Here is a 23649-nt window from a genome sequence, read left to right as displayed (position 1 = left end):
AATCTATAATAACGTTTATCAATACAATATATTAAAAAATATTATGAGCTTCGTAAAAGAAAAAAACACCCCTGTGATGGAGCAGTATTTGAACCTGAAAGCTCAATACAAAGATCATCTGCTATTTTATAGGCTAGGAGATTTTTATGAATTGTTTTTCGATGATGCTATTAAAGCTGCGAAATTGCTGAATATAGTGCTCACTAAGAGAGGTAATTCGTGTGGGCAAGAAATACCAATGTGTGGAGTGCCAGCACACAGTAGTGAATCTTACCTGCACAAGCTAATAGATTTAGGATTCAAAGTAGCAATCTGTGATCAATTAGAAACTGCTGATGAAGCAAAAAAGAGGGGCTATAAATCCATAGTAAAACGTGATGTAGTGCGAGTTGTAACTCCAGGTACAATTATAGAAGATTCACTACTGGAGGATAAAAGCAATAATTATCTCGCGTCCATAGTTGAACAAAATGACGAATATGCTATTAGTTGGCTTGAATTATCGACGGGAAAATTTTTTCACACTTTAACGAGTTTGAAAGCTCTAGATAGTGATTTATTGCGTATATCACCAAGAGAATTATTAATTTCTGAAAAATTCACTGAGGACGAAAAAATTAGATCGATTTTAAAAAATTATAAAATATCAATTACGCAACACGCACAGAGCTTTTTTGAGTATAGTAAATCTCACAGAACGTTATGCGAGTTTTATAAAATCAGGGAACTTGGGAGTATAGGAAATTTCAGCAAAGTAGAAATCATGGCGTGCGGTGCACTGCTTGAATATGTCAGAGTAACACAAAGGGGCCCCATTCCAAGGCTTGAATTCCCGAAAACCTATAAGCAACAAAATTTCATGCTTATTGATGCTTCAGCAAGGAGAAATCTTGAGTTATTCTCAACTCAATTTGGTGAAAAGAAAGGTTCACTAATTTCAGTTATTGATCACACAGTTACAGCTTCTGGTGGACGCCTGCTCAAACAAATGCTCGCTTCACCACTTGCTTGCTCCAAGGCAATCAATTTGAGGCTCAGCACTGCTCAATTTTTTGTAAATAATCATGATTCACGCAAAAAAATACGAGAGATATTATCTAACATTCCAGATATTGAAAGGTCTTTATCGCGCTTAATACTAGGGCGTGGTTCACCAAAGGATATGAACCTATTAAAAATAGGCCTAGGAAAAACTTTAGAGTTGTCTGAGTTTCTGTCTACCTTGCATAATTATTGTTTAAGTGAAAAATCAGAAATTAACTCTCAGATGTCATTCCAGTGCTTGACCGGAGAAAAGGAACCAGTGTCTACTACTCAGGTGATAAGTAGTGACGAGAGTGAACTCAGCACAATACATAAGAGCCTTGGCAATCATAAAGACCTATTTGAACTGTTAAATAGTGCTATACTTGATAATAACCTCAGTTCCGTGAAAGAAGGAGGGTTTATTCACTCAAAATACAACTCAGAATTATCTGAGTTATCTTATATATTGAACAACAGTAATAAGTTGGTAACTAAGCTCCGTGAATCTTATCGCGATCTTACTGGCATTGCCGCACTCAAAATATTACACAACAACATACTTGGTTATTACGTTGAAGTGTCGGCAAATCACAAAATAACTTCGGATATATTTATTCATAGGCAAAGCTTAGCAAATAGCATGCGCTACACAACTAATGAATTGAAAGAATTAGAAAATAAAATTCTTACGGCACGTGATGCTGCAATCGGCTTAGAAATGAAAATTTTTAGTGAACTGTGTAGTGAAGTTGCTAAAGAGTCTGAAAAAATTGCTCTTGCTGCAAATGCTTTGGCAAAACTTGATATTAGAACCGCATTTGCAGAGCTTGCAGTGCAAAATAATTACGTAAAACCCATTATTGATGACAGCAAAGAGTTCAATATCTGTAGCGGAAGACATCCAGTGGTTGAAGTTAACGATAAATTCATTGCAAATAGCATCAATTTAGCTGGTATATATCTAATTACTGGTCCTAATATGGCTGGAAAAAGCACTTTCTTGAGGCAAAACGCTCTCATTGCAATTTTAGCTCACATGGGGTCATTTGTGCCAGCAGAGAGTGCACATATTGGAGTGATTGACAAGATATTCAGCAGGGTTGGCGCAACGGATAATATAACAGCTGGTTATTCTACCTTCATGGTAGAGATGATCGAAACAGCAACGATAGTAAATCAGGCAACGGACCGTTCCTTGGTGATACTTGATGAAATTGGTAGGGGCACAGGGGTGTATGATGGATTATCTATTGCACAGGCGGTGATTGAACATATTCACAATGTAAATAAGTGCCGCGCCATTTTTGCAACTCATTATCATGAATTAACTAAAGTAAGCAAATACTTGAAGAACGTGAAATGTTTTTGTGTAAAAATAAGAGAGTGGAACGGAGAGGTTATCTTTCTACATGAAGTAATTGAAGGCATTGTAGATGAGTCATATGGAATACATGTAGCAAAACTTGCTGGTTTTCCTGATTCTGTTTTAAATAGAGCAAGTGAAGTGTTTGAGGAGCTGAAGGCTTGAATCATTATTATAAGTGAAGAATTACCTATACAATCGTGGTAGTAGCTATAGAAACGAAAAACTTACTTGACAAACTCCGCCAGCGCCCTTATCGTGATAGTGAAGCTATTGTGTTTGCTTTCGCCAATCTGCAGATTAAAAGGTAAGGATTACTTAATGTATCGGCGTCTTATGTTCAATTTTTTGCAGTATATAGATACTGTATGTCTTTACAAAACTTCATCTACATCTAGATTTTTATCTAAATAAGCTGAACGCGCTTATAAAGCGTTACAAGACATCAAAAAATGCCAATACTCGACAGAGATAGTAAAAGACTAGCTAACTCGGGGATTCTTTGTCTTTTTTTTCTGCTTAGTAAATTTCTTAAACATTTGCAGCGTAGGTTAGTTGCAATTAAAAGCGGCTTAATCTTGCTTGTCAAGCGTTTAAAACATAAAAAACGCCAATATTTTAAAGCGGATAATAACCCCAGGGCTTTTTTTGCCTTTTTTCGCTTGGTAAATTTCTTAATGTTTATAGCTAAACGACAATCGTCATCCCGCTACGTGTTAGCGGCTAAGAGATACCGCGGCGGTATGACGTAGGACTGCTGTCATCCCAGTGCTCCTTTTTTTGTCATCCCAGTCTGGGATCTATTTTGCATGTAACTCCAATTGTGTTTTGGCATAAAACGCGACGCGTATTAGACTTATTTGCAAGCAAAGCTTGCTAGATCCAAGTAGTCAGGGCACTGGGATGACAGGAGAAGGAAGCACTGGGATTGGGATGGAAAAGGCTATTTGTGTGATGCCAATGAGTGATAGAAAGTTCTGCAAGAAGTCATTAATTGCAAAAATTTAATATAAGTGGTAAAGTAGAACCACTGAATAAAAAACATATGTTAATTAATACAACGTCGGAGCTGGAGGACATAGGTGAGGGGTTGATAGCAAAAAAGCCAAAATTTATAGCAGTTGACACGGAGTTCATTAGAAATAATTTAATCTACTACCCAAAATTATCGTTAATTCAAATTTCTTACGGAGAGAAGAGTTTTATTGTAGACGCACTAGTGCCAGAAATTGATTTATCATTCATTAAGAAAATAATGCTAAATCAGGGGATAACCAAAGTGTTTCATAGCTGCCGGCAGGATATAGAATCCTTACTCACTGTGTTTAAATGTATTCCCACTCCCACTTTTGATACCCAAGTTGCTGCTATGTTTTGTCATTATTATCATGACTTTATTGGTTACTCAAAAGTAGTGGAGCAATATCAAGGAATAGCACTGGATAAAATTAAAGCTAAAAATTCAGATTGGTTAAGGCGTCCGTTGTCCAAAGATCAGTTAGATTATGCAGTAAACGACGTGGTACACCTATATGACCTATACCAAATATTGTGCAATAAACTTGAAGAAAATAATAGGATGGGTTGGTTTCAAGAAGAGATGGAATCAATAGTTGATATAAATAAGTATTTACATAGCCCAAAAGATGCATGGAAGAGGATTAAATTTAATTATGAAGTAAATCCAAGATTGATACTAACTGTTAAAGCAGTTAGTGAGTGGCAAGAAACCTTAGCACAGCGCTATAATATGAACCGTAATAAAATAATCAATAATGCTGTAATAGCTGATTTTATTGAAAAAAATATAGAGCATGTTGATGAAATTTTAGATGATCTCAAGAGGAATGCAAAAAATATAAAAGATGCAGATTTACTAGAGTTTGTGAATATTTTTAATGAAAATGAGAGAAATTGGATGCAGCAAAACAACACCTTATCGAGTAATTATGACAAATCTGTACTTGATATACTCTCAATTATTTTAGATAGTAAATGTAAAGAAAGTAACATATCAAGGAAATTAGTTTCTTCAAAAAATGAGTTAACCGGGTCAATATCTGGACAGACAGATAAATTATTCAAGGGATGGAGATATGATTTTTTTGGCAGGTCAGTTGAATCATTTTTGAACACAAGCTCAAAATTTGAGATTTCAGCAGTGAAATCCGCAAATAATATAACCAAAATTCAGAGTAATTTAGTGGAGAATAACTGTTGCTAAAGTAACTTAGATTTATCGACAATCGTCATCCCGCTACGTGTTAGCGGCTAAGAGATACCGCGGCGGTATGACGGTTAAGTAGGGTGTCATCCCAGTGCCTTGACTACTTCGATCCAGGAAAATTGATTGTGCACTATACAACATAAAAGCTGGATTCCAGACTGGAATGACACCACCTACAAATTGCAATGTTCGTATAGTTATGTGCTTGACACTGGGATCTAGAAAATCTAGTTAATATATATAGAGAAACCTTAGCTATAGTTTCGAAAGAAGTCTAATGTGTTTTTGTTATATGATTATAGGTCTAACAGGCGGAATTGGGGTAGGAAAGAGCTTTGTAACTAATTGCTTTCAAGAGTTTGGTGCTGCTGTATTTGATGCTGATTCTGTTGTACACCAACTTTATAAAGTGGATAAAAGCATAATAAGTTATGCAGAGAAAAATTTTCCTGGAGTGGTAGTAAATGGTGAAATAGATAGAACAGTACTGTCTAAATATTTCTTAGCCTACGATGAAAATTGGAAACAATTTCAATCTTTGGTTCACTCCGCTGTGCTGCGTGAATTAGAATTTTTTATTGCCAAGGAAAAAAAGATCGATAGAAAACTTTTAGTTTTAGATGTGCCACTTCTATTAGAAACAAAATTTTATTTATATTGCGACCTTATTGTTTTTGTTCATGCAGATAGCGTTGTGCAAGCTCAAAGACTTAACGAACGCAACATAGATAAAGAAAAGCTTAATCTAATCTCCGATGTTCAGTTATCTATTGAGGAGAAAAGGAAGATGAGTGACTTTATTATCGATACCAGTGTAAGCAAAGAGTATGTTTTTTCTCAAGTAAAAGATATAGTGGATTCATCAAACCTAAACACGTAGCTCTACGTCATACCGCCGCGGTATCTCTAGATACCGCTAACAAGCAGCGGGATGACGGTTGTCAGGATCCCAGCAGCCTCCCTCCCCTGTCATCCAAGTAGCCCCCTATGGTGTCATCCCAGTGCCCAGACACTGGGATCCAGGAAAATTGATTGTGCACTATACAACATAAAAGCTGGATTCCAGACTGGAATGACACCCTTCCGATGGGAACTGCTCTCAAACTACAACAGCATGAGTAGCTACAGAAGCTTTAATGATACAAGAAAAAATAAACAGCTATCATTTTTTTAGTAATTAAGTAAAATAGAGTGAAAGATTGCGAGGAAGTTTTGAAAAATAAGATAAAAAAGATAGTAATTTCAGAAAAGGAAGTGTGGCCAATCATCGAAGGTGGTAAAGGCATTGCAGTTAGTGATGGGAGATCAAGCGGAGCATTTGCTGCAGCAGATGCTGTGGGTACGTTTTCTGGTGCAAATGCTAAGCTTATTGATGATAACGGCGAGTTGGTGCCGCTGATTTACAAAGGCAGAACAAGAAATGAAAAACACAGCGAATTGATTGAATATAGTATTAAAGCTGGAATTAGTCAGGCAAGAATAGCAAATGAAATATCAAAAGGTCATGGAAGAGTACATATGAATGTACTTTGGGAGATGGGAGCAGCAGAACGCGTGCTTCATGGCATATTAGAAGGAGCGAAAGGTTTGATTCATGGTATTACCTGCGGTGCTGGTATGCCTTATAGGCTTGGAGAAATTGCAGCTAAATATCAGGTTTATTATTACCCTATTATCTCATCGGTGCGTGCTTTTAAAGCATTATGGAAGCGTACTTACCAAAGAATATCTTCCTATTTGCTTGGTGGAGTAGTGTATGAAGATCCATGGCTTGCTGGAGGGCACAATGGACTCAGTAACAGTGAAGACCCAGAGCTACCACAGGCTCCATTTGAAAGAGTTGCAGAGCTTAGATCTTTCATGAACGAGATCGGTCTTTCAGAAACACCAATTGTTATGGCAGGAGGAGTGTGGCATTTAAAAGATTGGGAACATTGGTTTGACAATCTGCAAATTGGACCAATAGCTTTTCAGTTTGGCACTCGTCCACTTTTGACGAAAGAAAGCCCAATTTCTGCAGAGTGGAAAAAGAAGCTACTCACTTTAGAAGAAGGTGATGTATTTTTAAATAAATTCAGTCCAACAGGGTTTTATTCATCTGCGGTGAGGAATAATTTTATACGTGAGTTACAGGAACGAAAATTACATCAAGTAAATTTTTCAGAAAATGCCAGCGAAGAATCCAATAGTGAATTTGCAATGGGTAGCAGAGGTAGGAAGATCTACCTTACTGCAAAAGACAAAGAACTGGCAAATACATGGACTAAAGCAGGGTACACAGAAGCAATGAAAACCCCAGATTCAACTGTTATTTTTGTGACGCCAGATAAATTTAAACAAATAAGAGAAGATCAAATCAATTGTATGGGATGTTTGAGCCATTGTTTGTTTAGCAATTGGAAAGATCATGGTGACCATTCAACAGGACGAAAGCCAGATCCGCGTAGTTTTTGCGTACAAAAAACACTGCAAAACGTTATGCACGATGGTGATATTGAGAACGAACTCATGTTTTCCGGGCACAATGTGTACAAATTTAAGCAAGATCCATTTTATGAGAATGGCTACGTACCGGCAGTAAAAGAACTGGTGGAAAGGATATTGACTGGGTATTGAGTCAGTGACCTTACCCAGAAAAAGTGGAGAGAAAGTGTGGAATGTTTTTTACAAAAAGAATGATGCATCAAATTGTGCAGGAATGCAATAGTTAATAGTGACGTTGTTTGTTATAAAAAATTTCTATGTATTCAAATATTGCAGTTCTAGTGTGTTGAGCAGAGTGTTGTGAAGTATCAATAAGTATTTCTCTTTTCAATGAGCTAAAGAAGCTTTCTGCAACAGAATTGTCGTAACAACAGCCTTTATTACTCATCTATATTCTTTACAGCTAAGAGATATTGATACCCTTGCGCAGTATATTGTGAACCTTGGTCACTGTGCAGCAGTAGATTTTTAACAGGTTTACGCCTATTAATGGCCATTAATAAAGAGTTCATAACCAATTGTTTATTTATTGCACTACTCATTAACTACCATACGTGAGAATTATTGCTGCCAAATATAGCCATCCCTCCTTGGTTTTGATGTAAGTAATCCCATACTTTATTTGGTTGATCAACAATAAAGTTTTGGTCTAATATATTGGGAGCTACAGCTCTATTATCTGTTTGTTGTTTTTTAATTTTAAACTTTCTTCTCAGTATAGCCCTGATGTCATTTTTCTGCATAATACTTTGCACCGTTTTCAAATTGCAACTTTTACCCAAAGCCTTCAATTCAGCATGAATTTTAGGAGCTCCATATCTACATTTAGAAACTTGATATATTTTTTGAATAGCTTCGAGTAGCTCTTTATTTGCTGATTCTCTACTGCTTATTTTTCTTGTAGTCCACTTATAGTAGCCACTAGCAGAAAATCCTACATAATTCCTGTACTTTATAGCAGTTACTATATAAAAAATATTTTACTCTTTTTGACTGGCCAGGGCTTTTTTTTAAATGTCTCTTTCCCTTGTTACTCTTGCTTTGTAAATCAAACCTCTCTTTGTCATAAGGTGCTACATCTGGAAATGCATTTGCCGCTGACTTTTTTTCGTTATATTTCTTCATCCATTTTCCTAATACACTATCCCTTATTCCTAGATCTCTTGCTACTTTTGCAACTGGTTGACCTACCTTTCTTTGTTCATTTGCCAGTTTAACAGCTTCCAATTTGAATTCTGCTGTATATTCTCTTACCATTTCTAATCCTCCAAAATTTTATTTTACCCAAAAAAACTCCTTTCTTTCTCTCCACTTTTTCTGGGTAAGGTCAAGAAGCCTATTGTCTAATTATGTACCTAAATTTTATTACGGCACTTTCACTACTACTTTAACGAGTGAGCTACCTTTCTATAAAAGACCTATCGACTGTTGCAATTATAGGCGTAAACAAGAATGATAAAAGAGTACGAGATTGAGTAACTATGTACACTTCTGCTGGCATACCAGGGTATAGGTATACGTTTTTAAACTGAGCAAGCTCTGGTTTTGGTATCACTACACGTACTGAATAATAACGCCCTAGCCTTGGATCATCAAGGGCATCGGGAGAAATATTGCTTACTATACCATTAATTAAACTTAAACGACGTGCACTGTAAGCACTTAAACGAACTTTAACCTTTAGCCCTTCTAGCCCATCAATGGAGACTATGTTGCTATCTTTCTTTTGTGCTGACAGTATCTCTTCTATGTTTCTGGTCTGAATTTTAGCATCTATTATTAGGTCGTCATCCGATGGCACTACGCTCATGATCGGAACTCCAGATTGTATAACACCACCTTCAGTATGGTATCTTATATCTGTGACTATCCCATCTTGAGGCGATTTAATTATTGTACGTGCTAATGAATCTTCAGCAACCATCAGTCTCTCTTTCAAGTCTGCAATAGACGTACTAACTTCCTTAAGTTCAGCGTTTGCTCTTTCTTGAGAATCATTTCTCACGTTTATAATTTCTAATTCGTTCTCTCCAATTTTTTGCTGCACTTGAGATATTGCAGAATGGTAATGTCCAACTCTGCCTTCAATTTCAGCAAACTGCTTTTCTAAAGCTAAAATGTGTGGTTTGCTTATATGGCCACTATCAAGTAATTGTCTTTTTGTTTCCAACTCCTCAGTTATCAAGTCATATTGCTTATGAGCTGCATTTAGTTGAAAGTTTAGCCCCGCTAATTCATCATTTAACTGCTTTATACGTTGTTGCAGTATGTCTGTTTTTCCCAATATGCTCTTTCTCTGAGAGTTGAACAACTTTACTTGATTCTTTATCGCTTTATTTACAAGTTCATCGTGAGATAATTTTTTAACCTCATCAGGAAACTCGAGCGTGTCCAAATCTACTCTGATTGCAAGAAGCCTTGCTTCTGTTGCTAAAAATGATAAGAGCTTCTCTTTGATGATACTTAAATTCGCCTTCTCGTTAACATCACTCAACAAAACTAGAGGCTCATCTTTTTTAACTGCTTGACCCTCTTTTACTAAAATTTTGCTTATTATTCCTCCGCCCAAGTGTTGAACTATTTTTCTATTTGAAGATACAATAACTTCTCCACTTGCATGCACCGCACCGTCAATTGGAGCTATAGCCGACCAAATACCACCTATCCCAAAAAAGATGAGTATTACTACCAGACCAAAAAATAGTGGTCCCCATGTTACTTTCAGGACTTGATTTACGTTATTACTTTCGCGTTTTAAAATAAAATTTATCACTGCATCAATCAATGCAAACGTCTTATCCAAAAATTTTGGGTACTTCTTCTTTTTATTTTTTGCTCCTTGCATATTTATATTATCACCATGGCCAATCAAGCCTGTCAAAGAAAATCCAGCGCTAAGCTTTTTTAACTTACTTATCATAATACTACTGTGAATTTGTGTTAACTCAAGATAACACACAAAAATAAAGAATCTATAATTTAAGCATTCCATTTAGACTGTAGAGCACCAGAATAAACTATTTATACCAATTCCCATTACACGGCAAACAGATGGACAAAGATGGAAGAAAAGCGATAATGAAGTAAGTAAAATAGTTGAGGTATAAATGGCATTAAGATCAAAATTATTGGATGAAAAAGTAGTAGAATCAGCAAAAGAAATGCTGAAGAAAGTAAGGAATAATGCATATGTTTCAAAAAAACTAAATGCTGTAATTGCAGCAAAAAAGTACAGTATAACGGCTGTAGCAAAAATATATTGCATTTCAAGAAAGGCACTTACTGCATGACCTAAAATTTGGCAGAGAAGAAAAACTGTTTGCTCCTCCACAACGCCGTAGAAAAACTAAATTAAATCAGGTTCAACTACAGCAAATTGAAGAGTGGATAGAAGAAAATCCTAATATTACCATTAAAGAAATGAGAATAAGAATCCAGGAAAAGTTCAGATTAAATATCAGCAAATCTACAGTACACCGCTATATGCAAAAGATGAAATTCTCATATATTACACCAAGACCAGTTCATAATGGACAAGATAAAAGCAAACAAGAGGAATTCAAAAAAAAATCTCAATGAAGCTATTTTTCTTTGATGAATCACGGTTTGGCACACATTCAAAGGTTGGACATGGGTGGTTTAAAAAGGGGATTAGAACACAGGTTAAAACAAAATTAGGTAGGCAAAATTTCTATCTCTATAGTGCGGTTAATCCTAGAAATGGAGAGAGTTCTAGCTCAAATGTCAACACTGATTGCATAGACATATTTCTTGAGCAGATGTCGCAATATCTAGAAACACGAGAGGCTTTTCTTGTTATGGATTGTGCTAGTTGGAAAAAATTTAAAGGTACCTAAAAATATCGACATTATATGCCTACCTCCATACTCACCTGAGCTCAATCCTGTTGAGAGGCTTTGGTTATATATAAAACAGAACATTTTGCGCAATAAAATATACGATACAATTGCTCTGCTTGAGGGTGCTTTGTGCAAATTTATTACTTCTCTTGCCAGCTCCACAATTAAACAACTCTGCAATGCCGCTTATTTGATTCACTAGTAATGAGAATTGGTATTACATAACCATATAACATTGGGAATAGAAACAAAAAACTTGCTTGACACCCTCCGCCAGCGCCCTTATCATGATGGTGAAGCTATTGTGTTTGCTTTCGCCAATCTGCAGATTAAAAGGTAAGGATTACTTAATGTATCGGCGTCTTATGTTCAATTTTTTGCAGTATATAGATACTGTATGTCTTTACAAAACTTCATCTACATCTAGATTTTTATCTAAATAAGCTGAACGCGCTTATAAAGCGTTACAAGACATCAAAAAATGCCAATACTCGACAGAGATAGTAAAAGACTAGCTAACTCGGGGATTCTTTGTCTTTTTTTTCTGCTTAGTAAATTTCTTAAACATTTGCAGCGTAGGTTAGTTGCAATTAAAAGCGGCTTAATCTTGCTTGTCAAGCGTTTAAAACATAAAAAACGCCAATATTTTAAAGCGGATAATAACCACGGGGCTTCTTTTGCCTTTTTTTCGCTTGGTAAATTTCTTAAACATTTATGGCTAAACGACAATCGTCATCCCGCTACGTGTTAGCGGGATCTATGCTTTGAGATACCGCGGCGGTATGACATAGGGAAACCTTTCTTGGGTTAGCTATAGATTTACTTCGCATATTCAGCTAATTTTTATTACAATTACAACAAAATAATTTTGGCTTTGATGAAAACTGTATATGTATGTCAATCCTGTGGTCATAGCACTGGCAGGTGGGTAGGGAAGTGTATTGCATGTGACAATTGGGATACAGTTGTTGAGGAAATAGCAGTAAAAACGAGCAAAAGAAGTATATCTGCACCAATTTTAATAAAGACGTTATCGGGTAGCGAAATTATCACTCCAAGTCGTTTTTTAACAGGAATAGAAGAATTAGATAGAGTTTTTGGTGGGGGTATCGTTCAAGGTGCTAGCATTTTAATTGGTGGCGAACCTGGAATTGGGAAATCCACCCTTTTGCTTAGAATTGCAGCTAATGTTGTGCAACTTTCCTCTTTTGAATGTCTTTATGTATCTGGCGAGGAATCTTTAGAGCAAGTGAGTCTCAGAGCAAAGCGTCTTAAGATAAATGAACCTAAAATTAAGCTTTTATCTACAGTGTCTTTAACTGATGTAGTAGCAACAATAAAGGAAAATAAAAGTATTAAATTCTTAGTAATTGACTCTATACAAACAATGTATGATAGCAGAATTACATCAGCACCAGGAACTGTAACTCAGGTCCGCACTTGCGCACATGAATTAACCATTCTTGCGAAACAATATGGTATTTCCCTCTTAATAGTTGGCCATATAACTAAGGATGGACAAATAGCTGGACCTAAAACTTTGGAGCATATGGTGGATACGGTATTATATTTTGAAGGTGAAAATAGCAATCAATACCGCATTTTGCGTACTATTAAGAATAGATTTGGCCCTGCAAATGAAATTGGTGTTTTTGAGATGTCTGAAGCAGGACTTGTGCCTGTTGATAACCCATCATCATTGTTTCTGATGGCCCATGACAGAGAAGTAGTTGGCAGCGCCGTATTTGCAGGAATTGAAGGTTCAAGACCAATTTTAATGGAAGTGCAAGCATTAATAGCAGGAACTAATATGGCAACCCCAAGAAGGGCAGTAGTTGGGTGGGATATTAATAGATTGGCTATGATCATCGCAGTGCTAAATGCTCGTTGCAAAATGTTTTTGCATGATAAAGAGGTATACCTAAACATTGCAGGGGGACTCAAAATACAGGAACCATCGGCTGATCTTGCTGTTGCTGCTTCCCTTATTTCAAGTGTAGTAAATTTACCGCTGCCAACTTCTTCAATAATCTGCGGTGAAGTTGCACTTTCAGGAGAAATTAGGAATGTCTCGCATGCTGATCTCAGACTAAAAGAAGCACAAAAGTTAGGATTCAAAAAAGCAATTATGCCTAAAAATGGTAATTACTCTTCTCACGATATTGAGATAATTAAGCTTGGTCACGTAAGGGAATTAAGAGAAATTTTTAATTACAATTAAATAACGCTTCAGCAAATTCTTTGCTAGTAAACTCCCTTAAGTCCTCTATGTTTTCGCCAATTCCTATAGCATGTAACTTTATCTTATAAGCTTCTGCAAGTCCAATTACCACTCCACCCTTAGCAGTGCCATCTAGCTTTGTTACGATTAGCCCGGTAACATTAACCATTTTGCTAAATGCTTCTAATTGGCTATAAGCATTTTGGCCGGTAGTTGCATCAAGAACTAAAATAACATCATGAGGGGCAGCGTCATCCAATTTCTTTATCGTTCTATATATTTTTGATAACTCCTCCATAAGGTTCACATTATTTTGCAGCCTTCCTGCTGTGTCAATTAGAACAACATCAACGTTGTCTTTTGTAGCTTGACTTACAGCTCTGTATGCCACACTTGCAGAGTCGCTACCGTACTCTCCAGTAACAATTAAGCAATCAGAACGTTCTGCCCAAATGTTTAATTGCTCACTAGCAGCCGCTCTAAATGTATCGCATGCAACAAGCATAACGGATTTTCCCATTTCCTTATATTTATATGCAAGCTTACCTATAGTTGTGGTTTTACCGTTACCGTTTACTCCGCATACCATTATTATATGTGGTTTTTTATTTAAAATTAACGGCTGTACAACTGGGCTCAATATAGCTTCTATTTCGTTCATTAACTGCTGCGAGATAATATTATGTTCAACTTCCTTGTCAAACTTGATGCTTGTGAGCCTATCGATAATCAACTTAGAAGTTTTATGACCAATGTCCATGCTAATTAGCAATTCTTCTAGCTCGTCTAAAAGCGACTGGTCTATTTTTTTTTTGCCAGAGAAAATACTTTTCACTCCGTCGCTAAAGCGAGAAGAAGTTTTTAACAGGCCTTTATAAAGATTACCAAATAAACTCAAGGGAATGCTCCTTTTAAAATTACAATATAAAGAATGACATGCACTGAGTGTATTTGTAAAGTTAAATACACTCACTTTTGTGTTATTCTGTGAGTAAAATATACCGTTTGCTAGTGTATTTTACTTTAGTTTTTAACCTAAATATGTTATAATGTAGGATAGCGGTTCACAGGTAATTTTATGAGTTATAATGAGAAAATTTTAGATCATTACGAAAATCCAAGGAATGTTGGCTCTCTGGATAAAAATGATCCAAGTGTTGGCACTGGTCTAGTTGGTGCACCGTCGTGCGGTGATGTAATGAAATTGCAGATAAAGGTCAATGACAAAGGTGTTATTGAAGATGCAAAATTTAAAACTTTTGGCTGCGGTTCTGCCATTGCTTCAAGTTCCTTGTTAACAGAGATGATAAAGGGAAGAACCATCAGTGACGTTACACAGATAAAGAATACTCAAATAGTGGAAGAGTTGTCTTTACCTCCAGTGAAGATACACTGTTCGGTACTTGCTGAAGATGCTATAAAGGCTGCTATTCATGATTATCAAAGTAAGCAAAAGAATTAAGAAGCATGAGTGAATATCAAGAAGTAGGCGGAGGTGAAACTGTAAAAAAGAATAAAAAACTTATCACTATAACTGCGGAAGCAGTAGAAAGGATAAGGTATTTATTGGACCAAAAGAAGCATACTAACCTTGAGAAACCGGAAGAAGCAATAGGAATAAGAGTGCTAATTAAGCAAAAAGGATGTTCTGGTTTAAAATATGATATTGAATATGCATATGATACTCGTCCTTTAGAGTCGGTAATTGAAGAAAACTGTAGTGATGGCCAAAAAGTTAAAGTGTTGATCGACCCAAAATCCGTCATGTTTATTCTTGGCTCTGAAATGGATTATGTAGAAGAAAAATTTTCATCGGGTTTTGTTTTCAAAAATCCTAATGAGAAAGGAAAATGTGGTTGTGGAGAGAGTTTTCATGTCTAGCAACTATTTTGCATTGTTTGAAATTGAACCAGCTTTCAATATCAGCTTTGATGAGTTAGAGAAAAAATATATTGAGCTAAGCAAGACTGATATAAATGAAAGACAGTCCAAAAACATGGAAAATATCAACAAAGCTTATCAAGTGCTAAAGTCACCACTAGAACGTGCTGAGCATTTGTTGAATCTTTTTGGTGTGGGAAGCCCAAAGGATCATCCAAATTCTGAAATATTAAATGAATCAATGGAAATAAGAGAGTACTTACTAGACTGCGATGATCTACAATTTGCAAGCAGGATAATTGATGAAAAAATAAAAGATTGCGTTAAAAACCTAATTAACACTTTTGCTGTAAAGAATTTTGATGGAGCTGCTACACAAGTCTTAAGATTGAAATATTTATATAAGTCATTTGAGGAGGTGAAAAAGAATGCAACCAATTCAAATTTCTGAACCAAATTCAAGTGAAGTAGTTTTTGGTATAGACCTTGGCACCACCAATTCTTTGATTGCTATGGTAAATAAAGCTGGCAACGTGGAGATATTTAAAGATGAACAAGGAAGAGAACTGCTGCCTTCTGCTCTTTCATATGAAAATAATACATTGAAAACTGGCTACGATGTCGGTCAAAATGCAATCTACTCAATAAAGCGTTTAATGGGTAAAAGTGTTGAAGAATTAAATAAAGAAGGCGTCAATTTTGAAATGGATCATGAAAGCGAAAAAGTTATTAGAATAAAATGCGCAGAGGAAAAGTATCTTACTCCTATTGAGATTTCTGCTGAGATATTAAAAGCTTTACGTGAGAGGGTAAAAAAGTCTAAGGGGCTGGAAGTAAAAAAAGCAGTGATTACTGTGCCAGCTTACTTTGACGATTCAGCACGTAACGCAACTAAATATGCGGCAAAATTAGCTGGCATAGAAGTTCTTCGCCTCGTTAACGAGCCAACCGCTGCAGCGCTTTCTTACTCCATTGAAAAGAACAATAGCAGTGGAATATATGCAGTGTATGACCTTGGTGGCGGAACGTTCGATATTTCGATATTGAAATTGCATCAAGGAGTGTTTCAAGTCCTTGCGGTTGGTGGTGACACCAAACTCGGCGGTGATGATTTTGATCATTTGCTGAGTTCAATTGTGATTGATAAGTATAGAGAAAAGACGGCTAAGCAACTAAATTCCTTACTTATCGAATCACGCTCTGTGAAAGAGTACCTAAGCAATCACACTATAGGTATCTTCGAATTTAATGTTAACGGCAAGCCATTTGAGTGCGAAATTACCAGAGAAGAATTCGAGCAGGCAATCAGTTCTTTGGTCAATAAGACTATCAATATAGTCACTCGTACTATAAGTGATATAGATCTTAAAATTGATGATATAAAAGGAGTAATTTTAGTTGGTGGTGCAACTAGAACACCATTGGTTCAAAATTCACTAGTCAAACTCTTTGGAAATAAAGTACTAAATGACGTGGATCCAGATAAAGCAGTTGCCATTGGGGCAGCTCTGCAGGCTCATGATTTAATTTCGAGCTCAAAAGATAGGAATATTCTCCTGGATGTTCTACCTTTATCACTTGGCATAGAAACTATGGGAGGCATAGTTGAAAAAATCATACCAAGAAATACGCCACTGCCAGTTTCAGAAACAAAAGAGTTTACAACTTATATTGATGGGCAAACAGCAATGAAAATTCATGTTTGTCAGGGAGAACGTGAAATGATAGAGGATAACAAATCTCTAGCGCAGTTTGAACTAAAAGGTATACCGCCACTGCCTGCAGGTTCTGCAAGAGTTGAAATAGAATTTACAGTTAACGTTGACGGAATCTTGACTGTTACTGCAAGAGAAAAAACTACTGGAATTGAGCAGACAGTTAAAGTAAATTCAAGTTTTGGCTTGAGTGAAGCTGATGTTCAAAATATGGTTAACCAGTCAATAAACAGTTTTGACGAAGATATGAAGGCTCGTTCCCTTGCAGGTGCTAAAATTAATGGAAATAAACTCATACACTTGGTTGAAAACAATAATAACTTTTCCACTGATCAAAAGTTGAAAAACCTATTACAAAATGCAAAAAACGCTTTACAAGGCAATGACTTGAATGAAATCAACAACACTATTGCCGAGTTAGAAAATTCTTCTTTAGAGTTGTGTGAATTAACAAATAGGTAGAAAAAGCTTACACAACCTTGTGCAATACCCTATTTAATCTCAAAGCAACAGGTAACCTGAAATTAAATGGTAACCAATCGACCTTTCCTAATTTAAATGATAAACCAACTATGCTTACACGCCCAATGATATTTTCCATTGGTACAAAACCAACTTCAGGAAACCTACTATCTAAAGAATTATTTCTATTGTCTCCCATAACGAAAAATTGATCGTTAGGTACATAATAAACCGGAGTGTTATATGATAGCTTATTAGAAATGTCATCTACCAAAATCTCATGTTCCTTGCCACTTAAAAGCGTTTCTATATATCTTGGTATGTTACGATTTGACTCATAATCAAAAAAACTTTCAATTTGCCTTCGCTCTACTTTCTGATCATTTAGGTATAATTCTCCCTCTATCATTTGCACTTTGTCACCTGGTGTTCCTATTACTCGCTTAACAAACCTGATGCTGTCATTTCTTGTGGGTTTGAAAACTACTATGTCGCCACGCTTTGGAGGGGTATAAAAAATCCTGCCGCTAAAAATGTTTGGAGAAAATGGAAAGGAGTGTTTACTGTAACCGTATGAATATTTACTAGTAAAAATGTAATCCCCTTCAAGTAGGGTGCTTTTCATTGAACCAGAAGGTATATGAAATGGCTCGAATAAAAAACTACGTATTGACAGCGCAATCAACAGTAAAAAAAACAATGAAGATAAAAATCTTCCCGTTCTTATCACCCAGTTTTTGCTTAGTTCTTCCAACTTTTCCAACTTTGTTTTTCTTATAGATTAAGCTTATTATAATACATAAATTAAAAAATGGTAATATGAAATTTTACTTGTGAATGTTATTCCTCTATTCAAAACAATTTTGAAAAGGCGGTTCATTTCTTTCAACGGTGTCATCCAAGTAGCGTGACACATAACTGTACGAACATTGCAATTTGCAGGTGGCAGATGAAAGTAGCTGATGCACATCTGTACGAACATTTGCTTTTGTTAAGGTAATATGGTGTTATGAAAGTAGCTGACACTGGAATGGCTTTGTTGCATCGCTACTTATGAAAGGCTAACTATAGTTAGGATTATAAGTAACCTATTGAAAATTTTGTTTTTTTTGCAATCAATCTGATCAAATTTAAGAATAGTAATTTATTATTTACATTAATAAATTTAATTCTATTGAAAATAGCTAAAGCATTGAAATTCTTGAATTTTAGCCGGATTAGTGAGTGGTAGTGAAATTTCTTTTACTCAAATTTAGGTATTCACTGACCGTTCTTGTTATAAATACCAGAATAATAAGCTACTGATATTCTCTACCTTTTTTATCTTTAATCCATCATAGCTAGCGATGCAACAAAGCCCACTGGAATCCAGGTTGTAACCGTTCACGGATTGTGAGAATGAATAAAGAACTAAGCAGTCGTAACTTTTGGAAGGGATTTTGGCCATTGAGACGTGATGTCAAAAATATCGACAACATTCTTTCCACAAATCTTTCTCCATGTTCCGACCAGGTGAAAAAGCTGTTTTTACGATAGCCGTCTAATTTGCCGTTCTGCAAGGTTGTTGATTGACTTCAGGCTTTCGTAAAAACTTCCACACCATATCCTCGGCCTTAACATCTTAATGGCCATTCTCAAACCATTTACAAGCCTTGTCATTTCATGCCCCCCTTTTTGCATTAGTTGTGTAGCATCTTTTAATATTAGCAAGGCCTATAATGGTGCAACACTGCCTTACGTATTGCCAATCCAAATTCTACTTGCTGTAAAATAACACAATCTGCTACATCGCTGCTAATCTCAATCCCTCTGTTTATTGGCCCTGGGTGCATAACAATCGCATCTGGTTTTGCGTATGATAGCTTTTGTGAATCAAGTCCATACAAATAAAAATATTCTTTCTCTGAAGAACTATTATTCATGCGCTCTTTCTGCAATCTCAAAAGCATAATTACGTCAGCATCCTTTATACCTTCAATTAATGAATAATGGACTGAATCTACTTCAGGAAAATGCTTACAAATCAAAGTTGGTGGTGCGACCAAGTTTATCTCTGCTCCAAACATTTTTAGCAATCTTATATTTGATCTTGCAACTCTACTGTGCAGAATATCTCCACATATCACAACTTTGAGGTCCTTTATTTGCTTTTTGTGATTGCTGATTACAAGATAGTCTGCAAGAGCTTGAGTTGGATGTTCACTACTTCCATCGCCTGCATTGATTAGCGAGCAGTTAACATACTTTGCCAGTGTATTAATGATACCACTACTTTTGTGCCTGATTATTATGTAATCAGGATTCATTGCATTTAATGTTTTGATCATGTCTTTTAGATCTTCTCCCTTGTTAATAGAAGAAGATCTTATTGGCAAAGTTACAACATTTGCTCCAAGGCTTTTTGCTGCTATTTCAAAAGACGCAAGTGTACGCGTTGAATCTTCAAAGAATAAATTTATTACTGTCTTATTTTCCAAGATATGACTATTTGCAACTTCTTTTTTAAGGTACTGGTTGGCCAACTTAGTTATATTTTCTACATCATCGACTGTAAGGTCTGAGATGTTTAACAAATTCCTTCTCTTGTTCATAGTTTCCTTTTCAACTACTTGAACCTATTCTACTTTCTTATTACCTATTTTCAATAGACTTCTTGTGCAGCAATTGTTTTGGTGAAAGAACGGAAAAAGATAGTAAAGTCAAAATTAAGTTAGAAGGAAGAAAAAGTTCAGCGAGTCAAGAGTAAGGTATATTAGCATAAATCTTTCATCCCAATGTTTAGTGGCGCTGGGGATTACTTCCACTTACACTCATCCGCTATCATAACAGCCTCAAAAAGATGCTTCTCAAGTTCACTTAGAGGCAAATCACTTTGTGAATAATTTCCCCAAGATTTTAGTATATCGGAAGTTTCAACGCCTTCAATAATAGGATATTCTTGGTTTTTTTTAGCGTATAACTCTTGAGCCTGCTTGCTTACTAAAAATTCCAATAAGACTATAGCATTTTCCCTGTTTTTTGCGTTTTTTGTTACTGCTGCACCACTGATGTTTACCATTACACCGTGATCGTTGCGATTAGGAAAAAAAGCCCCTAGCTTGTCTGCAACATTCTTTTTATTTTCTGATGAAAGAATTCTCGCAAAGTAGTAGCTGTTTACTATTGCAACATCTCCCTCACCCGCTGCTACGGCGTAAATTTGATCAGTATCACCACCACTTGGTTTTCTTGCCATATTGCTCACAATTCCGCTTACCCATTCTTTCGTCTTTTCAAAACCATTATTTGCAATCATAAAAGCAATTAACGATCTGTTATATGGACTTGTAGAAGAACGCACTAATATTTTTCCTTTCCATTTTTCATTTGCTAAATCTTCATAAGTACTTAAGTCCTTAGGGTCTACTGACTCTTTATTGTAAACCAATATCCTAGCTCTTTTCGTAAGACCAAACCAATAATCTTCACTGTCTCTAAATCTTGCAGGTATAACACTTTTTAAAACCTCTGAATCTACTTGAGATAAAAGTCCTCTTTTTTTTGCTAGAATTAAGTTGATTGCATCAGCAGTCAAAAATAAGTCAGCTTCACCACCGTTTTCCATTCTTGAAAGTAGCTGAGAATAATCATCAATGATGTAACGTACTTTAATACCTGTATTTTTCGTGAATTCATCAAACAAAGTACGTACTAATTCTTCTTTGCGCGATGAATAAACATTTACCACTTGTGAGTCATTAGTCCCGTCGTTTCTGTATAAATAAGTAATAACTATCAATATAATTGCTATTAAGGATGTGAATATAAAGGCTTTTTTCATATTGGATAAAAAATAACTTCTTTCAGTTAAAGTTACCAAGATGGTACAACTTTAGCAAGTGTAAAGTTCGTTAGATAAATCATAAAAACTTGCTTGACAAGCCTTGCCAGTCCCCTTATCATGAAACTGAAGCTATTTATTTATCTTCTCTGTACAGATTAAATGACAAAAAAACTCACGTATCTGGCGTCCCATGTTTAATTTTTTGCACTATGTGCATCTTATGTCTTTATAAAATTCTAGGTTTTTACCTAATATAAGCTGAAATGCGCTATTTAAAACATCAAAAAACGCCGATTTAAAAAATGGATAGTGAATAACTAGCTACCCTAGGGTTTCTTTTGCCTTTTTTTCTGTTTAGTAAATTTCTTAATGTTTATAATTTAGATTAGTTGCGGCTTAAAAGCAACTAAATCGCGGTTATTAAGCGTTTAGAATAAAAAAACGCCATACTTGAAAGTATAATGTAAGTAATTAGCCAACCACGGGGCTTCTTTTGCCTTTTTTTTTCATTTGGTAAATTTCTTAATATTTATAGCTAAACGACAACCGTCATCCCGCTGCTTGTTAGCGGGATCTATGTTAAGGTATGACGGTCTGCGGCGGTATGACGGTTCGCGGTGGCATGACGATAAGCCTCGTCATCCCGCTACGTGTTAGCGGGATCTGCCGAGATACCGTGGCGGTATGACGTCTCGCTTGCAACCTATAGCCTTCAGTGCTCCTTTTTTTGTCATCCCAGCGTCACGCGTTGGTTTCAACATTATGTCATGAACTTTCAAAATTCATTGAACTGTGCTTTCAAACGGTGGTGCCGGGGTGTGAGTATAATGATTATCAGTATATAAAAGTCATAGCAGACAGACTTGAAGCGGCAAATGTTGGCAAAATGAGGCGAATAATATTCAATATGCCTCCGCGTTCAATGAAGTCCCTGTGCGCTAGTGTTGCGTGGCCCGCATGGATACTGGGAAATCAGCCAACTGCAAGAATAATAGTTGCAAGCTACTCTCGGCTGCTTAGCGAAAAGCACTCGCTCGATACAAGGTGTATAATGCAGTCTAGTTGGTATAGAGAGCTGTTTCCAGAGGTAGAACTATCCAAAGATCAAAATACCAAATACAAATTCCAAACAGTGCAGAGAGGATACAGAATCGCAACGTCCGTTGGAGGGACGTTAACAGGTGAAGGTGGTGATTTCATCATCGTGGATGATCCACTGAGTCCCGCCCAAGCTTTGAGTGAAACGTTTAGAAAGCGTGCTACAAATTGGTTTGACCAGACTTTAGTAGCCAGGCTCAACAATAGAAAAAAAGGAGTAATTGTTCTTGTGATGCATAGGCTACATCAAGAAGATTTAACCGGGCACCTTCTCTCCAAACCGAAAAACATATGGAACCATACTTGTTTACCGATGATATCTGAAAATAAGGAGATTATCTATTCAATCAAAAAGCCAGCGCCTCCTTTTCTTGTTCCTGTCACCCGAGTAACTACAAATGAGTACAAAAGCTGGATTACAGCATCAAGTGCTAGAATGACACCACCCGTAATATTATACTCAAGAGAAGAAGGTCAGTTGCTATATCCCCTCGATGGAGGAAAAGAAGAAGTTGAGATGATAAAGGTTGAACTTGGAAGTTACGCTTTTGCTGCACAATATCAACAAAACCCTCTGCCACTTTCAAGTGGTATAATTAAACGAGAGTGGCTGAAGCGCTATAGAAATTTTCCTGACAATCTCTCGCATGTAACTCAAAGCTGGGACACTGCAGTTTCAACAAGCAACATGAGCAACTTTAGCGTCTGCACCACCTGGGCAAAAATAGATAACAAATTCTATTTACTTGATGTATATCGTGCAAAGCTTGAGTATCCAAAGCTCAAAGAGCAAGTTTTGTCCTTAGCAGCAAGATGGACACCACACGCAATTTTGATTGAAGCAAAAACGAGTGGTCAGCAATTGGTGCAAGAGCTAAAGACAAGCAGTGATTTACCCATTATCGAAATAATGCCACATGATGACAAACTCACTCAAAATTGTTCCGATTATAGAGTCTGGCAAGGTTTTTCTGCCGCACCAAGCAGTATGGCTGAACGATTTTGAGTATGAGATTTTAATGTTTCCTGAAACTCGACACGATGATCAAGTGGATAGTACCGTGCAATATTTGCAGTGGGTGAGAGATAGTAGCTCTAGGGTCGCAGCTTTACGGGCATTGTGATTTGAGTCTACCAGATCCAAGTAGTCAGCTACTTGCATGACACCCTGACAACCGTCATCCCGCTACGTGTTAGCGGCTAAGAGATACCGCGGCGGAATGACGTAGAAGGATGATATCATCCCAGTGCTTGACACTGGGATCCAGTTTTCCATATAATCTCATCGAAAATGTTGTAACCACTTTCTATGCTAGTTTGCTTGTGAGCAAGCAAACTTTCCTGGATCCCAGTGTCAAGCACTGGGATGACAAAGAAATAGGCACTGGGATGACAGGAGAAGGAGGCTACTTTCATGACACCATTCTTTTTTCTGGATCCAAGTAGTCAAGGCACTGGGATGACACCCTCTTGGATGGAGACCAGTGTC

General features: G+C 36.5%; 16 protein-coding genes and 3 pseudogenes. 12 read left to right on the top strand and 7 right to left on the bottom strand.

The genetic code is table 11. The features are described 5' to 3' along the window. Window positions 1-43 precede the first annotated feature (43 nt). The 5 genes from mutS to ACEL90_RS03480 all read left to right on the top strand — a co-directional run bounded on the left by mutS (window position 44) and on the right by ACEL90_RS03480 (window position 7232). A complete protein-coding gene (gene mutS / locus ACEL90_RS03500) occupies window positions 44-2554 on the top strand; it encodes a DNA mismatch repair protein MutS (RefSeq protein ID WP_423348655.1) in 2511 nt (836 codons plus the stop codon). A gap of 708 nt (window positions 2555-3262) precedes the next feature. Then, the gene (locus ACEL90_RS03495) at window positions 3263-3397 is read left to right on the top strand and encodes a hypothetical protein (RefSeq protein WP_010962423.1); all 135 of its coding nucleotides are present in this window, start codon (window positions 3263-3265) and stop codon (window positions 3395-3397) included. Window positions 3398-3434: 37 nt separating this feature from the next. Beyond that, the gene (locus tag ACEL90_RS03490) at window positions 3435-4613 is read left to right on the top strand and encodes a ribonuclease D (protein WP_423349290.1); all 1179 of its coding nucleotides are present in this window, start codon (window positions 3435-3437) and stop codon (window positions 4611-4613) included. 295 nt (window positions 4614-4908) lie between these two features. After that, a complete protein-coding gene (gene coaE / locus ACEL90_RS03485; RefSeq protein ID WP_423348654.1) occupies window positions 4909-5496 on the top strand; it encodes a dephospho-CoA kinase in 588 nt (195 codons plus the stop codon). Between the two features lie 332 nt (window positions 5497-5828). Then, window positions 5829-7232: an NAD(P)H-dependent flavin oxidoreductase gene (locus tag ACEL90_RS03480; RefSeq protein WP_423348653.1), complete on the top strand. Its 1404-nt coding sequence runs from the start codon at window positions 5829-5831 to the stop codon at window positions 7230-7232. 48 nt (window positions 7233-7280) lie between these two features. Here ACEL90_RS03480 and ACEL90_RS03475 read toward each other — a convergent pair. Continuing rightward, window positions 7281-8357: pseudogene (locus ACEL90_RS03475) on the bottom strand (IS3 family transposase). 142 nt (window positions 8358-8499) lie between these two features. Continuing rightward, window positions 8500-10020, bottom strand: coding sequence for an HlyD family type I secretion periplasmic adaptor subunit (locus ACEL90_RS03470; RefSeq protein ID WP_423348652.1), 1521 nt, complete (start codon window positions 10018-10020; stop codon window positions 8500-8502). Between the two features lie 187 nt (window positions 10021-10207). On the opposite strand from ACEL90_RS03470, the pseudogene ACEL90_RS03465 reads away from it, so the two are divergent. Both ACEL90_RS03465 and radA read left to right on the top strand, forming a co-directional pair. After that, window positions 10208-11162, top strand: a pseudogene (locus tag ACEL90_RS03465) (IS630 family transposase). Window positions 11163-11837: 675 nt separating this feature from the next. Then, window positions 11838-13181, top strand: a complete 1344-nt coding sequence (radA, locus tag ACEL90_RS03460) for a DNA repair protein RadA (RefSeq protein WP_264723993.1) — start codon at window positions 11838-11840, stop codon at window positions 13179-13181. Here the strand turns inward: radA and ftsY are convergent. Beyond that, window positions 13168-14079: a signal recognition particle-docking protein FtsY gene (gene ftsY / locus ACEL90_RS03455; RefSeq protein WP_423348651.1), complete on the bottom strand. Its 912-nt coding sequence runs from the start codon at window positions 14077-14079 to the stop codon at window positions 13168-13170. The genes radA and ftsY overlap by 14 nt on opposite strands. Window positions 14080-14259: 180 nt before the next feature. Between ftsY and iscU the strand changes: the two genes are divergently transcribed. The 4 genes from iscU to hscA are packed head-to-tail and all read left to right on the top strand — an operon-like array spanning window position 14260 to window position 17239. Next, window positions 14260-14643 (top strand): Fe-S cluster assembly scaffold IscU, encoded by a 384-nt coding sequence (iscU, locus tag ACEL90_RS03450; protein ID WP_151808025.1) that lies wholly within the window; start codon window positions 14260-14262, stop codon window positions 14641-14643. A 5-nt stretch (window positions 14644-14648) separates the two neighbouring features. Beyond that, the gene (locus ACEL90_RS03445; protein WP_182309603.1) at window positions 14649-15062 is read left to right on the top strand and encodes a HesB/IscA family protein; all 414 of its coding nucleotides are present in this window, start codon (window positions 14649-14651) and stop codon (window positions 15060-15062) included. Then, entirely contained in the window at window positions 15055-15513 is a 459-nt protein-coding gene (locus ACEL90_RS03440) for an iron-sulfur cluster co-chaperone HscB C-terminal domain-containing protein (protein ID WP_265024473.1), read from the top strand. Before ACEL90_RS03445 ends, ACEL90_RS03440 begins: the two co-directional genes overlap by 8 nt. Next, the gene (hscA, locus tag ACEL90_RS03435; protein WP_423348650.1) at window positions 15491-17239 is read left to right on the top strand and encodes a Fe-S protein assembly chaperone HscA; all 1749 of its coding nucleotides are present in this window, start codon (window positions 15491-15493) and stop codon (window positions 17237-17239) included. Before ACEL90_RS03440 ends, hscA begins: the two co-directional genes overlap by 23 nt. Before the next feature lie 7 nt (window positions 17240-17246). Here hscA and lepB read toward each other — a convergent pair whose 3' ends face one another. From lepB to ACEL90_RS03420, 3 genes are all read right to left on the bottom strand, one after another. After that, on the bottom strand, window positions 17247-17993 hold the full coding sequence (lepB, locus tag ACEL90_RS03430; protein ID WP_010962911.1) for a signal peptidase I: 747 nt from the start codon (window positions 17991-17993) through the stop codon (window positions 17247-17249). 949 nt (window positions 17994-18942) lie between these two features. Further along, window positions 18943-19830, bottom strand: a complete 888-nt coding sequence (locus tag ACEL90_RS03425; protein ID WP_423348649.1) for an aspartate carbamoyltransferase catalytic subunit — start codon at window positions 19828-19830, stop codon at window positions 18943-18945. A 203-nt stretch (window positions 19831-20033) separates the two neighbouring features. Continuing rightward, a complete protein-coding gene (locus tag ACEL90_RS03420) occupies window positions 20034-21059 on the bottom strand; it encodes a Fe(3+) ABC transporter substrate-binding protein (RefSeq protein WP_010082338.1) in 1026 nt (341 codons plus the stop codon). Window positions 21060-21810: 751 nt separating this feature from the next. Between ACEL90_RS03420 and terL the strand changes: the two are divergent. Further along, window positions 21811-23284 (top strand): annotated as a pseudogene (terL, locus tag ACEL90_RS03415) (phage terminase large subunit). 115 nt (window positions 23285-23399) lie between these two features. On the opposite strand, the gene ACEL90_RS03410 reads toward terL, so the two are convergent. After that, window positions 23400-23576: a hypothetical protein gene (locus tag ACEL90_RS03410; protein WP_423348648.1), complete on the bottom strand. Its 177-nt coding sequence runs from the start codon at window positions 23574-23576 to the stop codon at window positions 23400-23402. Window positions 23577-23649: the final 73 nt, after the last annotated feature.

Origin of the sequence: Wolbachia sp. wLmal, assembly GCF_049435495.1 — a bacterium.
GTDB lineage: Bacteria > Pseudomonadota > Alphaproteobacteria > Rickettsiales > Anaplasmataceae > Wolbachia > Wolbachia pipientis.
The sequence above is the reverse complement of the archived record's forward strand: the minus strand, read 5'-3'. Positions and strand labels throughout refer to the sequence as shown.